Raw genomic sequence first — 16,444 nt, 5'->3', positions numbered from 1 at the left:
GCAGTATTTTTAATTTGGGGAATTTTGTATGTAACAGTTATTAAATAAAGTAATTGAGACTAGCATCATTAATGTATTTCTATTAATTTATGTGGACGTTCAAAATCTTACATAAAAATGAACTTAGAAGACATAACCTGAGTTAGTCTCTTTTTTATTAGAAAGGTGAATTGGCTTGAAGAAAATCATTTTAGCATTAGTCATCTTTGTTATTGTCTTTGTTGGATTTAATGGTTTTCAACATAAACACCAAAAGAAGATAAATGATGTAAGTAAAGATATTATTGTGCAAAGAGATGTACGTTACACAAATCCTGCCCAAGTTCCACAAACCTTTGATATATACCGATCTAAAAATTCACATGGTCCATCACCAACGTTGATATTTGTTCATGGTGGTTCTTGGAGATATGGAAGTAAAGCGTTAAATAAACGTTGGAGTACGATTTTTAATGAAATAGTAAAAGATGGTTATACAGCAATTAGTATAGACTACACACTTTATTCAAAAGAAAATTATTCATATAACTTTCCAGTTCGTGACGTGAAAACAGCAATCGACTTTATTTACACAAATTCAACAGAATTAGGAATTGATCGAAATCAAATTGGGATCGCTGGTGCTTCTGCTGGTGGACACTTAGCCTTATTAACTGGTCTTCAGCCCGATATTCAAAACAAAATAAAATATATTATTGCTTGGTATCCAATTTCAGACTTAACGACGATGAATCAGTCTCCTTCTTCAAGAAGTTCGGAAATCGTAGATAAATATATGAATAGTACTGTTGATCAAATGACAGATGAGTATAATCGAATGAGTCCTATTCAATATGTACAAAAGACAAAAGTGCCAATCTTTATCGTACATGGTACAGGAGATAAGCTTGTTCCGTTCAGTCAATCTAAGAGATTTGCTAAAAAAAATCCAAAAATGGTTACGTTGATTGCACTTAAAAATGGAAACCATGGATTTACAAATCTTTCGGTACAAAAATCTACCAATGATACGATAAATTATTTAAAGGCAAGATTAAAAAAGTAAGGAGTATCAATGAATCATATTAATAAAATTCAATTTCTAACGAAAGATCATTGGAATCTATTGTTACTAGCTGACCCATCAAAAGAAATGGTAGATAAATATATTCAAAAGAGTAATATTTATGAAGTACTAGACCAAAATTTACTTGTAGGTGTATTAGTATTAATGGAGAATTCAAGTGAAGAGGTTGAAATTAAAAATATTGCAATTGATCCGACCTTCCAAGGACAAGGATTTGGGAAAAATTTAATTCACTTTGGAATAAATGAATCTAAAAAACTTGGTTATTCGAAAATTTCGATTTGTACAGGAAACTCAAGTACATACCAATTAACATTATATAAAAATTGCGGATTTCAAATCAGTACTGTTTTTCACAATTTCTTTATTGATAATTATGATGAAGAAATTTGGGAAAATGGTATACAGTGTAAGGATTTAATCAAGCTAGAACAAAATTTATAGACAAAGTACTAATATATGATTATCAGACTGAAGCTACCTAAGAAGACTTAGGTAGCTATTTTTTATTCATTATAAAGTTTGACATACATCACGTAAGTATTACGGTCTTGATCAACTTCATTTGAAGTTTGTTCGTAAATTTGATGATTTATTGTTATATAAGTTGATTGAAGCCAAGAAAGTAGATCCAATTCATCTCCGCTCTCATAGAAATGAATTTCATCAAAAGTATCGACATCTCTAATTTCAATGCCTAAAGGTCTGTTTAGATGGTAAAAAGGAGTATTTTCCATATCCGATTCAATTACTTCAATTACATACCGATCTTCCTCGATATAAGAGCCCCTATTCTCGTAAACGAAACCATTTAAAATAAAGTAATCGCAATATCTTCTTGTAAAGATTTGGACCTTTGATAAAAATGGAAAATGGTAAATAGGTCGTGTAAATTCTCCATCAAGTAATCGATATTCAAGAACAAAGATGTTGTCTGTATTAAACATTGTTCAAACTCCTTTAATAATTGTATATACATTAGTATATAACACAGTTTAGGATAGAAATGTATGTATTTATATATTGAACTAGGAGAATACAATGTCAAAAACATCAAAATTAATGAAAAAAGTGAGTGTTGCCTTAACAAGTGGTATTGTAATCAGTTCTTTAACCGGGTGTGGATCTGAACCAGAGTCGATTGAGACAACCGATAATTCTCAAGATTATTATGAAACAAGTCAACCGGTCTATGAAAATACAAACCAAGTAAATGAGGTTGATGAGGAGACGACGACTGAAGATAGTTTAGATGAGACTGACTATACTGATAGTGAGGAAACAGAATTTGCATATACGGATTCTGAAATGCCTGATGATGAAAACTGTAGTGATTGGGAATTTGACTATGAAGATAATATTTGGATTTGTGATGATAATTCAAGCTCATTTTATCGGAATTTCTTTTTTTTAGGCTCATTCTTTGCAACAAAAAGTATGTTATATAGCAACAATGATTTTAATGAATACAAATCCTCTGGCATTATTAAAGGAACAAATTCCTCAGCTAAAAAAAGTGGTTTTGGTAGTGGAGTATCTGGAGGATTTGGAGGTTAGTTTAATAGTTAACGAGAGATGCTAAAGCTAAATTCTATATACTTTAAGAGAGAGATTAGTTTAGTATAGATTAGAATAATTTAATTCTTGAAAGGAGATCCCAATGTCAAAAACATCATTATTAATGAAAAAAGTTAGTATCGCATTAACGAGTGGATTAGCAGTAAGTACATTAGCCGGCTGTGGTTCTCAAAATGCTGATAGACCAGACAAACCAAAAAATGACGATTGTCGTGATTGGGAGTTTGATGATGACGAAGGTGTTTGGGTTTGTGATGATAGCACTAGTCATTACTACCATAGTTATTATCATGGCGGAATATTTTATCCAACAAGAACTGCACTTCATGCTAGTAGTTCTTATAAGAGCTATAAATCTTCTAGTAAATATGCAGGGCATACTTCGTCTTCTAAAAGTGGTTTTGGAAAAGGTTCATCTGGAGGATTTGGTGGTTAATAATGGATAATGTGAATTTACAGAATCATAGACGAAAACGGAAAGAAGTATATCAAAAACTTCCAGATTTTTGGGCGGATCTACAAGATTCATATTATGCTTTATTAGACCATTATCCATTGACTGAAAATGAGGTTGATGAAATTCATACAATTACGGAGCAAATTGGAAAAATCTATGATAAGACTGCTCGGTTAATGAGACAGTTACCCGATGATATTTTTTATATGCTTGGTTATTCAAAGGAAATCGTACCTTTTTTACGTTATAAAACGATTGAAAGTGAAGGTATCATTAGAAGAATTGACCTTGTTCGTACAGTAGATGGTTGGAAACATTATGAATGCAATAGTGACACCCCAACTTTTATTATGGAGACCCATCATGTCAATGGTTACATTACGGATTATTTTAACTTGAAGAACCCTAACGCTGAAAGTGAAATGAAACTTTCGAACGTCATAAGTCATGTTGTCAATAAAAGCATAAAAGGGTTAGATAAACCAATTATCGTTTTTACAGCTCATGGTGATCATGAAGAAGATTGGAAGACAGCTAAATATATCCAATCCCTATACAATGGTAAGAGTCAATTAATAGCGCTAGAAGATTTACAGATTATTGAAAACGATGGTCTTTATACACCTAAAGGGGAAAGAATACACATTCTTTACCGACAGACCTATCCAATTGAACATCTTGAACTTGATCAATCTTCAGATGGAACAAAAATTGGCCTGGCACTATTAGAACTTGTAAAAGACGGTAAATTGATTATTTTCAATCCATTATCTGCATTTTTACTACAATCCAAGGCTGTTCAAGCATTAATTTGGAATTTACATATAGAGGAATCAGATGTTTTTACTGAAGAAGAACATGATGTAATTAGAAAGCATTTTCTACCAACATTTTTAGAGCCAGATTTCTTTATAGAAAACAATCTTCCATATGTTGAGAAGCCTGCATTTGGCCGTGAAGGAGATTCAATTAAGATTGTTAACGGAGAAAACCGTCAACAAAGTAAACAAAATAACTATCATGATCAAGTTATGGTGTTTCAACAATATTCACCTTTACCTATGAGAAAGGTTATGACACCTGATGGAATGCTAGATTTACATGTATTAATAGGTAGTTTTTTAATTAAAGAAGAATACGGAGCAATTGGTGTCCGTGCCGGGAATATTATTACCGGAAACGAAAGTTGTTTTTTACCTGTAGGAATCGTTGAAGAAAAGAATTAATTAATGAGGGGATGAGAAGATAGATGGATAGTATTGTTAGTACGTTGATGTATTTAGGATCGGGACTTATTCTTTTATTTATTGGATTTTTAGCTTTTACTTTTACCACTAAGATGAGTGAACAAAAATTAATTTTAGAGGATGGTAATATTGCCGTTGCACTGAAATTAGCGGGAAAATTAGTAGGGTTAGCAATTGTTATTATGTCAGCGGCAAAGTATTCAGTTAACTATGGTGATTTCATTATTTGGAGCTTAGTTGGTATTATTGCTCAAATGGTTACATATTGGATTGCAGAATTTGTATTATTTGCAAAAATTTCGTTTGCTAAAAAGGTTGAAGAAGGAAATATTGCAGTAGCTGCATTATTGTTTACATTAAGTGTAACAGTAGGTTTATTAATTTCAGGTAGTATTTCATATTAATGAAAAAAATGAGAATGCTAGAGCGGCATTCTCATTTTTTCAGAGTGTTGAAATATAGCATAGTCAATATTAAAAATAGATAACTAAATAAGATTTATTGATAAAGTTGTAATCTTCATTGGTGCAGTGTTAGTTATTTATGTTTATATATCGGTAAGATTTTTGATAAAAGATTAAACCGTTTTTTTTATGAACACGAATTGAGAAGATTTAATTTTGTGTTTACATTTTTAATTTAATTTCTTCTATTTTTATAATTCGTCTATTCTTTTTCTTTATGATTCATGGTCATTTTGTAGATTTCCTAATTTTATTGAAGATAAGGCTGTACTTCCTCAAAAAGCATATTTTAAAGTTTTTAAAGATAAACTTTTTAGATGAATAAGTTGATTGGAATGAAAGGGTGATCGACTCCTGTGGGATATGCGGGAAGGCTGAGACCCCGCANNCGAGGAGGCTAAAGAATCTCGCCCCGCGGAAAGCGAGCACCCTGTAGTGGAAATCAACATGATATTACTTATCTAATTGACAACTTCTTTTTACTACAACGTGAAATGAGAATGCTAGATTGGCATTCTCATTTTTAAAATTCAATTTAGAATGCAAGTTGGATAAACAAGCAAAGTAAATACGATTTTTACCTTTTATTAAAATTCTTTTAAATGTATGCTTAATGTATAGGAATTACATTTAATTATCTTTTTACTTAAACTTCAAAAAAGGGGGAAGAGCGTTGACTTTAGAAATAAAACAGCTTTCTAAAAATTTTGGAGATACTATTGCCGTTAACGAATTATCATTTACTTTGCCTACCGGAAGAGTATTAGGTTTATTAGGTAGAAATGGAGCAGGTAAAACGACCACCATTAAAATGTTATTAGGTCTTCTTACACCTACAAAAGGAGAAATAACTTGGAAAGGGAGCCCATTTAAAACTGATAAAGTAAAGGTAGGGTATTTACCTGAAGAAAGAGGATTATTTACCAAAAGCAAGGTTGTTGATCAACTTAAATATTTCGGGAAATTAGAAGGTATGTCTAATAAAGAGGTTGATATAGCAATAACATATTGGCTTGACCGTCTAGAAATACCACATTATCGAAATAAAAAGGCCGGGGAGCTTTCAAAAGGTAACCAACAAAAAATTCAACTAATTGTAACTTTATTACATAACCCTGAATTGATTATTTTAGATGAGCCATTTAGTGGACTAGATCCAGTTAATGCGGAGTTAATGGCTTCAATTATTACTGAACAAATTCAGAAAGGGAAAACGGTTATATTATCAAGCCACCGTATGGATCAAGTGGAGGCTTTTTGTGAGCATGTTTGTATACTTAAGAACGGTAATGTAGTCGCGGAAGGTAGTTTAAGTAGCTTAAAAGAAGACTATGGGTATAGAAATTTAATTTTAGAAGATATAACATCGATTAAACAAATACTAGATTCCAATAATATTAGCTATGAACAGAAGCAATTAGGAATTTACGTAAAGGTAAAAAGTGATGAGGAGGCTTTTACGATTTTAAATCGTATTAAGTCAGACTTGGGTTCTATTAAGAAGTTCCAATTATTAGAGCCTACACTAAATGATATCTTTATAGAGAGGGCGAAATAAATGAAAAAGTTTAGTACGGTCTTTTTATTTCATTTACGTGAAGGTCTTTTGGCGAGAGCAACGATGATTATGAGTATTATTTTATTTGTATTGGTCGTTGGAATGTTTGGCGTACAAAAATATTTTGCTGGTACAGAAAAGAGTAGTAAGGATAAAGATAAAATAGTATTGATAAATAATTCGAAAAACTATTCGGTAGATCTTGCTAGTTTAAACAAAACGATTAAATCCGCAAAGATTGAGCAGAGTGATGCGTCAAAAGAAAAAGATTTAAAAAATCAAGTTGAAGATGGTTCAAAAGATGGACTGCTTATTCTTTCCGAAAAGAACAATGTCCCGTCCATTCAATATACGTATAAAAAGTTTTCAAATAATGAATTGCTTTCAGTCGTAAATATGACTTTACAGCAAAATTACTTAAATAAAACTGCCCTAGATTTAAAGCTATCGCCTGAATCTGCAACAAAGTTATTGCAAAAAGTAGAAGTAAATGAAAATGTTCTAAAAAATCCTATGGCTACATTTGGAATTGCTTACTTTTTTGGTTTCTTATTGTATATGTTTCTATTAATTTATGGAAACTCAATTGCAACGGGTATTGTTGCTGAGAAGTCTTCTAGGGTAATGGAGGTATTGCTACCAAAAGTAAGTCCTGTTGTGACTTTATACGGAAGAGTCATTGCGGTATTTTTTGTAGCTTGTGCACAATTAATTGTATTAGGAATAGGATTTCTTTTTGCCAATTTATTAGGCTGGGTTAATACTAATGCGATATCTTTTTTCGGAATGAAAATAGATTTAGAGGCATTAGATACTACAACCATCATTGCATTTGTAGTTTATTTCTTATTAGGCTATTTACTTTATGGATTACTTTACGCTGCAATTGGATCAGTTGTTTCAAGAACAGAAGAGCTTCAAATGGTCTTGATGCCTATTACTATTTTAGTTGTAGCGGCATTCTTTATTAGTATTAATGCATTAGTAAATCCTACTGGTACATTTGTTCAAATCAGCTCATATATTCCATTTTTTGCTCCACTTGTAGCATTTTCTAGATTTGTAAGTGGAGAAATGAGTTTTATAGAAATAAGTGCTAGTATATTAATTTTACTAGTTTCAATTATGATTTTAACTCGTGTTGCTAGCCGTATTTATGTTAATGGGGTAATGTATTACAGTGAAAAAGTAAAGTGGAAAGATGTAGCTAGATTATTAAAAAGACAATAAAAAAATAGATCTCATAGGTCAAATTGCTGACACTTGAGATCTATTTTTTTATTTGTCTAATTTTCTGTTGGTTGATTAGTATCCTCTTCTTCTATACTACTTTTAACATCTTGCTGTAGAACTTCTAACGCTCCAATTACAATCTCTGAAACACGTTTATATCCTCTAGTTTTATTTGGATGCATACTATCTATTAAATAATATTCACCGTTCATTCTATTCCACCCAACATTAGAGTATAGGTCGATGCATGGCAATGCGTAAAATGTAGCTACATCTTTTACAGCTCTAGCATAATCAGATGTTAAATAACCGGCTTTATTTTTATCTTCATATTTTCCGTTGTGGTATCTAGGTACAGGCGTCATAAGAATAATCCTACAATTTGGTAATCTTGTTTGTATTTTTTCAATCATTGAACATAAAGCACCGATAAATGTAGATTCGTCTAAATTGGGTCGTTCATTTGTTGGGAATCCTTTTCCTAAAGGAAGACCTCTACCAAAGTCATTTGTTCCACCCATTATTGTTAAAAGTTGAGTATCAAGTGGAATCGTAGCATTGATCCTTTGACTGTTACACATACTTGATAAAATTTCTATCGTTCCATTTGGCTGTGGTTTAGGTGGTTGACCTTTGTAATTTCCATTTTGATCAATCCAGGCAATTGATCCATTTTCAGTTATAGTTGTTCCGCCAATACCTCTATTTACATGAGTCAAACCTAACCTTTTCGCTACAGCCGGCTGCCATCCGTTAGATGAAGTGATACTATCACCGTAACTAATCCATTTTTTTGATTTGTAACCGGTTATTTTTTTTCCTTTTGCCTCAGCTATATTGGTTAATGAATTAAAAATGCGTTTTACAAAAGAGGTTAATCTAGCCATAGAAATCACCCTTTTTACATATTTACTTCATAAACATGTAAAGCCTATTTACTAAAAATGAAATTACAATAGTATAGGATTTTTTTGCATGTAACATTTTATATATATAAATTATTCTATATTACATTTATTCAAATAAAATCAACTTAACAAAACTTTAAATCAATTGTTAAAACTGTTTATTTAAAGAAAGTTGGACTTCCATTGTTAGCCAAAACAACAAAAGCCAGTATCTTAATTCTAGTCTAAGATACTGGCTATTCTTTTAGGTAACTAATGGTACTTATCGTTATTTTTATCGGAGCTTTTTTTCAAGAAGATCCCTATAATTAACTGAATGAGACCAATAACAAATATGATTGGATACAATACCCACATCAACAGCCCTGCCCAGCCATCTCCTTTGATAATTGCGTACGTAATTCCAATGGCAAATGACAAAAATGGCCCAATGGCTACCATATTCGCGATACCCCAGATGATGAATTTACGTTTTCTAGATTGCCCTATAGTGAAAACGAGAGCAAGAGATGCGCCAAAAAAAGCGATTAAAATGGCTATAAAAATTGCCAAAACAGTCACTCCTCACTTAGGTAAACCAACATTTCTTAATGCGGTTTTATAATTTAGTGTAGGCTAGTTAGTTGACTGGTCCTGCGGAATTTTATCAATTAAATTAGTGTATGAATCTTGAATTCTCTTTGTTATTTCTCCACGCTTTCCTAAACCGATAGAATAGGATTTTTCATCAATTAAAACTGAAGTAACAGGTAGGATATCAGAAACTGATGCTGTTGTAAAAGCTTCATCTGCATTTAAAAGTTCATCAATTGAGAATGGAATCTCTTTTACTTCGAGTTTTTCTTTTTTTGCAATTTCAAGTACCACTTTTCGAGTAATGCCATTTAGAATTAAGTGATTGGCAGGATGAGTGAATAGAGTAGAGCTTTTTACGATAAAGACATTTGTTGCTGATCCTTCTGTAATGATCCCATCTCTATGCAATATTGCTTCTTTTGCTCCTTTAGCGTAAGCCTCATTTTTTACTAAAACACTACCTAATAAGTTTAAACTTTTTATATCACAGCGAAGCCATCGAATATCATTCGTTAGATAAGCAGTTATTCCTTTTTCCATTTGCTGTAGTGGTCTATGATCTTCTCTTACTGTGTAAGCAACTAGTTGTGGCTTTAAATTAACTTCGTCTTGGTAAATATGATTGCGGTTCATTACACCTCTACTAATTTGGATATAAACATATCCATTATCGTAATCGCATGTATTCATTAAATAAACTAAATCACTTTCAAGTTTTTTTAGGTGCATTTTAAAAGGTATTAATATTTTTTCACAGCTTTCCTTCAAGCGAATTAAATGTGCATCGAGTTCAAAATATGACTTATTGAAAAAACGAATAACCTCATAAACGCCATCTCCAAATTGATAACCTCGATCTAAAATATTTACATTTGCAGATTTTAAATCGACAATACGGTTGTTTAAAAGAACCTTTGTTTTCATATGAACTCCACTCCCTTTTATCATTTAAGTCTGTTTGATTAAAAGCTTTCAAATAGTCTGGACTTTAAATTTATGAACTATGTAAACACTGTTTATTATGATACATTCAATATATCACAAGTTTATTAAATATTTTGTAAAAAGGAGAGAGACAATGAAATTATTAATTTTAGGTGCTAGTGGACTAGTTGGGAAGGCTTTAATAAAAGAATTTTCTCCTAATTATGACGTTTATGGAACGTTCAATCAAACAAAATTAGATTTGAAAAATGATCATCAATTACAGTGGGATATTAATGATTCAGAGAAAATTTTGGACTGGATTGATCGTATTTGTCCAGATGTAATTGTTTCTTGTTTACGTGGTGATTTTACTGTTCAATTTGAGGCGCATTCTAGAATAGTAGAAAAAATAAAATCAACATCAACGAAATTTTTATTTTGTTCTACAACAAATGTTTTTGATGGAGAAGTTTCAAAGCATCACGCTGAAAACGATCTTACTATTGCCGAATCAGATTATGGACAATTTAAAATAAAATGTGAAGAATTAATTAAGAATGAGATTGGCGATAATGGGATTGTATTAAGATTGCCAATGGTTTGGGGAAAGCATTCACCAAGACTAAATGAAATAAAAGATAAAATAGAAAAGGGTCAAGAAATTGAAGCATATGATAATATTTTTTTGAATCATGCAATTGATACAGGAATTGCTAAGCAAGTAAGAAGAATTATTGAAAATGATTTAAAAGGGATATTTCACCTTGCAACAACTAATATTGACTCGCAATACTCATTTATATTTAAACTTGTAAAAAGTTTATCCAATGAGGGGAAAGTCAAATCTCTCACTTTAGAAAACTATGATGAATACAATTTTGGATTATTGACTAATCGCACCGATTTGTCACCTGATTTTTACTATGATAGCGATGAAGTAATTAATCAATTAGTTCATTAAATTCTAAAACAAATTCAAAATCCACTGGTGATTAAATATTCTTAATATTTTGATTGTATAGCTGAAATTTGTAACATATACTAATTTTAGTATGAACATACTTTTAAAATACTGGTGGTGAATGGTATGGAGGAACCAAGATTAAGGCCTTGGGTGAGTCAGTATCCAGAGCAAATACCAGCTACATTAGACGAACAGTTTAATTTATTACCAACATATTTAAAGCAAACAGCTTCAAAATATCCAGCTAAGAAAGCGCTTAATTTCCTTGGGAAATCGATGACGTTTAATGAAATTTATATTCAGTCTTTAAGATTCGCCAATTTTTTAAGGAATTTAGGAATTAAAAAAGGTGATCGAGTTGCAATTATGCTTCCAAATTGCCCTCAAGCAGTGATTGCTTATTATGGGATTCTTTTTGCAGAGGCAATTATCGTCCAAACAAATCCGCTATATACAGAACGTGAGCTTGAATATCAAATGAATGATAGTGGTGCAACAGCTATTATTTGTTTAGATTTATTAATTAATAGAGTGTACGAAGTAAAAAAATCTACTAATCTTCAACATATTTTTGTTACTGGGATTAAAGACTATTTACCATTTTTTAAAAAGCTGTTATATCCTTATTCAAAACAGCCAAAGGCACCTGAGATACCTAATGATCACTCGATTCATCAATTTAGTTTTATTATGCAAATATCCGCACCGCTTGAACAGGATCTCTCAAGTAGTAGTATAGAAGATGTAGCAATCCTTCAATATACTGGAGGAACCACTGGATTTCCTAAAGGTGTAATGCTTACACATAAAAATTTAGCATCAAATACGTTAATGGCAGAGAAATGGTTATATAAAAGTAAGAAGGGCCAAGAAAAGATTTTGACTGTCTTACCATTTTTTCATGTATATGGAATGACGACATGTATGAATTTGTCAATCATGTGTGCGTATGAAATGATTATCGTTCCGAGATTTGATGCAACTCAAATGCTTAAAGCAATCAATAAATATCGGCCTACATTATTCCCTGGTGCACCAACAATGTATATCGCATTATTAAATCATCCTGATTTAAAGAATAATGATATCTCATGTATTCATGCTTGCTTAAGTGGTTCTGCAGCATTACCTGTTGAAGTTCAAGATCAATTTGAAAAGGTGACAGGTGGAAAATTAGTAGAGGGCTATGGTTTATCAGAAGCTTCTCCAGTTACACATAGTAATTTCCTATGGGATAAGCGAGTGACGGGCAGCATTGGAGTTCCTTGGCCAAGTACAGATGCTAAAATAGTATCTCTAGAAACTGACGAAGAATTACCTTATCGTGAAATTGGGGAATTAATCGTTTCAGGACCACAAGTAATGAAGGGGTATTGGAATCGACCAGAGGAAACTGCAACCACGTTAAAAAATGGCTGGTTATATACAGGTGATTTAGGCTACATGGATGAAGAAGGCTTCTTTTATATCGTTGACCGTAAGAAAGATATGATCAATGCAGGAGGGTTTAACGTTTACCCTAGAGATATCGAGGAAGTATTATATGAACACGAGGCTATTAAAGAAGCAGTTATAGTTGGTATTCCTGATGCATATCGTGGAGAAACAGTTAAAGCTTATATTGTATTAAAAGAAGGAAAATCAGTGACTGAGGCTGAACTAGATGATTTTTGCAGAAAATATTTAGCAGCTTATAAGGTTCCGAGAATATATGAATTTAGAAATGAATTACCAAAAACAATGATTGGTAAAATCTTAAGAAGAACATTACTAGAAGAAGAAAAACAAAAGAATACGAAACCTGAGGATTCTGATGAAAATTTAATATAATAATATATGGGGGATGATAACAGAAGCATCCCTCTTTATTTTATGAACCGTTATAAAAATACTATGCTAAAATAAATTTAAAGATTGATTAGAAAAAAACCTGATAAAATTAAATATAAGTACAAAGATTAAAAAGAATAGTAAAAGCTTTTGTAAGAAACTTTATACATAAAAATATTACAGGACAATTGACAATTTTCTGATAAATTTGTATTATGAGAATATGAATGATTATTCATTCACTGTAAGAAGGGGTTAATAAAAAATGAAAAGAGATAAACCAAAATATAAACAAATAATTGATGCTGCAGTTGTTGTAATTGCTGAAAATGGTTACCATCAGGCGCAGGTTTCTAAAATTGCAAAACAGGCTGGTGTAGCTGACGGAACAATCTATTTGTATTTTAAAAATAAAGAATCCATCTTAATTTCACTGTTTGAAGAGAAGATGGGAAATTTTACTGAAAAAATTCGTCAAAAAATTGAAGGTAAACCGGACGCGATATCGAAATTATTAATGTTGGTAAAAACTCACTTTTATGAAATGTCTAAAGATTCGCATTTGGCAATCGTTATGCAATTGGAAGTAAGACAAACAAATATTGACCTGAGATTAAGAATAAATGAGGTACTAAAAGAGTATCTACATATCATTGATTCAATTTTAAATGAAGGAATCAATAGTGGTTTGTTCGACAAACAATTGGATATTCGTACAGCTAGACAAATGATCTTCGGCACGATTGATGAAGTGATGACCCATTGGGTAATGACTGGTCAAAAACAAGATTTAGAAGCTAAAGCCGATAAAGTCCACCAACTATTAATAAGAGGATGCGGGTACCAAAATTAACGTTCTAGTACATTTTGAAAAATAGGGAGGAATAGTTGTGAGTTTAATTCAATGTAAAATATCCGATGGTATTGCATTATTAACAATTCAAAATCCACCAGCAAATGCAATGTCTTCGGTTGTATTTGCTGATTTAGTTAAGCGTTTAGATGAATTAGAAAATAACAATGATGTAAGCGTTTTAGTTGTTCATGGAGAAGGTAGATTTTTCTCTGCAGGTGCAGATATTAAAGAATTTACTTCTTTCAAAAATGCTGAAGATGCAGCAGCTGTTGCAAGAAGAGGTCAACTAGTTTTTGATCGTGTTGAAAATTATTCTAAGCCGATCATCGCAGCAATTCACGGAGCTGCATTAGGTGGCGGACTTGAATTTGCAATGAGCTGTCATATTCGAGTTGTTGCAGAAAACGCAAAACTTGGTTTACCTGAATTAAACTTAGGAATTATTCCAGGGTTTGCTGGGACACAACGATTACCACGTTATGTAGGTAAAGATAAAGCGTTAGTTATGCTTGCGACTTCTGAACCAATTTCTGGTGTTGAAGCTGGGAAAATTGGATTAGCTACAATTGTAGTGCCAGAAGAAACTTTATTAGATGAAGCAAATGCATTAGCGGCTAAAATAGCTAATAAAAGTATGCAATCAATTCAATATATTCTACAACTACTATCTTCTACTAGAACTAATTCATATCATGAAGCGGTGGAAGAAGAGTCTAAATTATTTGGAGAAATTTTTACAACTGAAAATGCAAAAGAGGGTATTTCGGCATTTTTAGAAAAAAGAAAACCAGTGTTTAATAAATAAGTAGTTTAATATTTTAAAAAAATAGATGTAGTTACATTTCCTGGGAGGGTATAACAATGAACATTTATGTACTATTAAAAAGAACATTTGACACTGAAGAGAAAATTACAATTTCAAATGGTGCAATCCAAGAGGATGGCGCTGAATTTATTATAAATCCATACGATGAGTATGCAGTTGAAGAAGCGATTCAAATTCGTGACGCTCATGGTGGCGAAGTGACTGTCATAACAATTGGTAACGAAGATAGTGAAAAAGAACTTCGTACAGCACTAGCTATGGGTGCTGATAAAGCTGTATTAATTAACGTTGAAGATGATGTTACAAATGCTGATCAATATACAACTTCAAAACTTATTGCTAAATACTTAGAAGATAAAGATCCTTCAATTATTTTAGCAGGTAATGTTGCAATTGATGGAGGTACTGGTCAAGTAGGTCCACGCGTTGCTGAATTATTAAATATTCCTTACGTGACAACAATTACTAAGATTGACATTAATGGTACGACAGCTACAATCGAACGTGATGTAGAGGGTGATACAGAAATCATCGAAACATCTTTACCATTATTAATCACTGCTCAACAAGGCTTAAATGAACCAAGATATCCTTCTTTACCTGGTATTATGAAAGCTAAGAAAAAGCCTTTAGATGAATTAGAATTAGATGATCTAGATTTAGAAGAAGATGAAGTTCAAGCAAAAACGAAAACAATTGAAATTTACCTACCTGCTAAGAAAGAAGCGGGCAAAGTTTTAACTGGTGAATTAAAAGACCAAGTAAAAGAATTAGTTTCATTACTACGTTCTGAAGCAAAAGTAATCTAATTTTATTGAATATTAGAACTTAAATAATAGATTAATATCGTAATAGAAAATTTTGGAGGGAAATAACATGTCACGTAAAGTATTAGTATTAGGCGAAGTTCGTGAAGGATCACTACGTAATGTTTCATTTGAGGCAGTAAGTACGGCTAAAACAGTTGCTGAGGGCGGAGAAGTAGTTGCTGTATTAGTAGGTAAATCAGTTAGTGCATTAGCTGCTGAAATGATTCAATACGGTGCAGATCGTGCAATCGTTGTTGAAGATGAAAAATTAGCATCCTATACTTCTGATGGATATTCTCAAGCACTTTTAGCAGTTATTGACCAAGAAAAACCAGAAGGTCTAGTATTCGGTCATACAGCTTTAGGTAAGGATTTATCTCCTAAACTTGCTGCTCGTATGCAAAGTGGTCTTATTTCAGATGTTACTGCAATCGAAGTAGCTGGTGGAAATATTGTTTTCACTCGTCCAATTTACTCAGGTAAAGCATTCGAGAAAAAAGTTATGGTAGATCCATTTATTTTTGCGACAATCCGTCCAAATAACATTTCAGCATTAGAAAAAGATGCTTCTCGCACTGGTGATGTAGCAGCTGTTTCGGTTGAAATTAAAGACTTACGTTCAATCGTCAAAGATGTTGTGCGTAAAGCGAGTGAAGGTGTAGACCTTTCAGAAGCGAAAGTGGTCGTTGCTGGTGGCCGTGGCGTTAAGAGTGAAGAAGGCTTTAATCCATTAAAAGAATTAGCTTCAGTACTAGGTGCTGCTGTTGGTGCATCTCGTGGTGCATGTGATGCTAACTATTGTGACTACTCTTTACAAATTGGCCAAACTGGTAAAGTGGTAACGCCTGATTTATACATTGCATGTGGTATTTCAGGAGCTATCCAACATTTAGCTGGTATGTCAAACTCTAAAGTAATCGTTGCAATTAACAAAGATCCAGAAGCTAATATCTTCAAAGTAGCTGATTACGGTATCGTTGGTGACTTATTCGAAGTATTACCTTTATTAACAGAAGAATTTAAAGCTGTATTAGTTAACTCTTAATATAAAAGCTATAAATGATAGCCCACAAGTTAGTATCTTGTGGGTTTTTTGTGTTTTTCAAGTGTACGTCTTGCAAAAAAATTTAAAAAAGAGGGGTTCA

The 16,444-nt window shown here is 32.2% G+C and carries 18 protein-coding genes; 14 read left to right on the top strand and 4 right to left on the bottom strand.

Annotation, left to right across the window (positions count from 1 at the left end; translation table 11 throughout):
- The first annotated feature begins 175 nt into the window (after positions 1-175).
- The gene (locus COE53_RS05965; protein WP_069034575.1) at positions 176-1,045 is read left to right on the top strand and encodes an alpha/beta hydrolase; all 870 of its coding nucleotides are present in this window, start codon (positions 176-178) and stop codon (positions 1,043-1,045) included.
- Positions 1,046-1,054: 9 nt separating this feature from the next.
- Entirely contained in the window at positions 1,055-1,510 is a 456-nt protein-coding gene (locus COE53_RS05960) for a GNAT family N-acetyltransferase (RefSeq protein WP_069034574.1), read from the top strand.
- A gap of 62 nt (positions 1,511-1,572) precedes the next feature.
- On the opposite strand, the gene COE53_RS05955 is transcribed toward COE53_RS05960, so the two are convergent.
- Positions 1,573-2,013: a hypothetical protein gene (locus COE53_RS05955; protein ID WP_069034573.1), complete on the bottom strand. Its 441-nt coding sequence runs from the start codon at positions 2,011-2,013 to the stop codon at positions 1,573-1,575.
- Positions 2,014-2,107: 94 nt separating this feature from the next.
- On the opposite strand from COE53_RS05955, the gene COE53_RS05950 reads away from it, so the two are divergent.
- From COE53_RS05950 to COE53_RS05925, 6 genes are all read left to right on the top strand, one after another.
- The gene (locus COE53_RS05950) at positions 2,108-2,623 is read left to right on the top strand and encodes a hypothetical protein (RefSeq protein ID WP_098947562.1); all 516 of its coding nucleotides are present in this window, start codon (positions 2,108-2,110) and stop codon (positions 2,621-2,623) included.
- A 103-nt stretch (positions 2,624-2,726) separates the two neighbouring features.
- Positions 2,727-3,080 (top strand): hypothetical protein, encoded by a 354-nt coding sequence (locus COE53_RS05945; protein ID WP_069034571.1) that lies wholly within the window; start codon positions 2,727-2,729, stop codon positions 3,078-3,080.
- A gap of 2 nt (positions 3,081-3,082) precedes the next feature.
- Complete coding sequence (locus tag COE53_RS05940) at positions 3,083-4,327, top strand: glutathionylspermidine synthase family protein (RefSeq protein WP_069034570.1); 1,245 nt, start codon at positions 3,083-3,085, stop codon at positions 4,325-4,327.
- Positions 4,328-4,350: 23 nt separating this feature from the next.
- A complete protein-coding gene (locus COE53_RS05935; protein ID WP_286162540.1) occupies positions 4,351-4,752 on the top strand; it encodes a DUF350 domain-containing protein in 402 nt (133 codons plus the stop codon).
- A gap of 733 nt (positions 4,753-5,485) precedes the next feature.
- Complete coding sequence (locus COE53_RS05930; RefSeq protein ID WP_069034568.1) at positions 5,486-6,370, top strand: ABC transporter ATP-binding protein; 885 nt, start codon at positions 5,486-5,488, stop codon at positions 6,368-6,370.
- The gene (locus COE53_RS05925; protein ID WP_069034567.1) at positions 6,371-7,600 is read left to right on the top strand and encodes an ABC transporter permease; all 1,230 of its coding nucleotides are present in this window, start codon (positions 6,371-6,373) and stop codon (positions 7,598-7,600) included.
- A 56-nt stretch (positions 7,601-7,656) separates the two neighbouring features.
- Here COE53_RS05925 and COE53_RS05920 read toward each other — a convergent pair whose 3' ends face one another.
- From COE53_RS05920 to dat, 3 genes are all read right to left on the bottom strand, one after another.
- Positions 7,657-8,490, bottom strand: coding sequence for an SGNH/GDSL hydrolase family protein (locus COE53_RS05920; protein ID WP_069034566.1), 834 nt, complete (start codon positions 8,488-8,490; stop codon positions 7,657-7,659).
- A gap of 273 nt (positions 8,491-8,763) precedes the next feature.
- Positions 8,764-9,063 carry a hypothetical protein gene (locus tag COE53_RS05915; protein ID WP_098947561.1) on the bottom strand — a complete coding sequence of 100 codons (300 nt, stop codon included), beginning with the start codon at positions 9,061-9,063 and terminating at the stop codon, positions 8,764-8,766.
- Between the two features lie 63 nt (positions 9,064-9,126).
- A complete protein-coding gene (dat, locus tag COE53_RS05910; protein ID WP_069034564.1) occupies positions 9,127-10,011 on the bottom strand; it encodes a D-amino-acid transaminase in 885 nt (294 codons plus the stop codon).
- A 154-nt stretch (positions 10,012-10,165) separates the two neighbouring features.
- On the opposite strand from dat, the gene COE53_RS05905 reads away from it, so the two are divergent.
- From COE53_RS05905 to COE53_RS05880, 6 genes are all read left to right on the top strand, one after another.
- Positions 10,166-10,975 (top strand): sugar nucleotide-binding protein, encoded by an 810-nt coding sequence (locus tag COE53_RS05905; RefSeq protein ID WP_069034563.1) that lies wholly within the window; start codon positions 10,166-10,168, stop codon positions 10,973-10,975.
- 126 nt (positions 10,976-11,101) lie between these two features.
- A complete protein-coding gene (locus COE53_RS05900; protein ID WP_069034562.1) occupies positions 11,102-12,808 on the top strand; it encodes an AMP-binding protein in 1,707 nt (568 codons plus the stop codon).
- A 265-nt stretch (positions 12,809-13,073) separates the two neighbouring features.
- Positions 13,074-13,661 (top strand): fatty acid metabolism transcriptional regulator FadR, encoded by a 588-nt coding sequence (locus COE53_RS05895; RefSeq protein ID WP_069034561.1) that lies wholly within the window; start codon positions 13,074-13,076, stop codon positions 13,659-13,661.
- Between the two features lie 37 nt (positions 13,662-13,698).
- A complete protein-coding gene (locus tag COE53_RS05890; RefSeq protein WP_069034560.1) occupies positions 13,699-14,469 on the top strand; it encodes an enoyl-CoA hydratase in 771 nt (256 codons plus the stop codon).
- A 56-nt stretch (positions 14,470-14,525) separates the two neighbouring features.
- Entirely contained in the window at positions 14,526-15,299 is a 774-nt protein-coding gene (locus tag COE53_RS05885; RefSeq protein WP_069034559.1) for an electron transfer flavoprotein subunit beta/FixA family protein, read from the top strand.
- A 67-nt stretch (positions 15,300-15,366) separates the two neighbouring features.
- A complete protein-coding gene (locus COE53_RS05880) occupies positions 15,367-16,344 on the top strand; it encodes an electron transfer flavoprotein subunit alpha/FixB family protein (protein ID WP_069034558.1) in 978 nt (325 codons plus the stop codon).
- Positions 16,345-16,444: the final 100 nt, after the last annotated feature.

It is taken from the genome of Bacillus sp. AFS029533 (assembly GCF_002585125.1).
GTDB classification, from domain to species: domain Bacteria; phylum Bacillota; class Bacilli; order Bacillales; family Bacillaceae_G; genus Gottfriedia; species Gottfriedia luciferensis_B.
The sequence above is the reverse complement of the archived record's forward strand: the minus strand, read 5'-3'. Positions and strand labels throughout refer to the sequence as shown.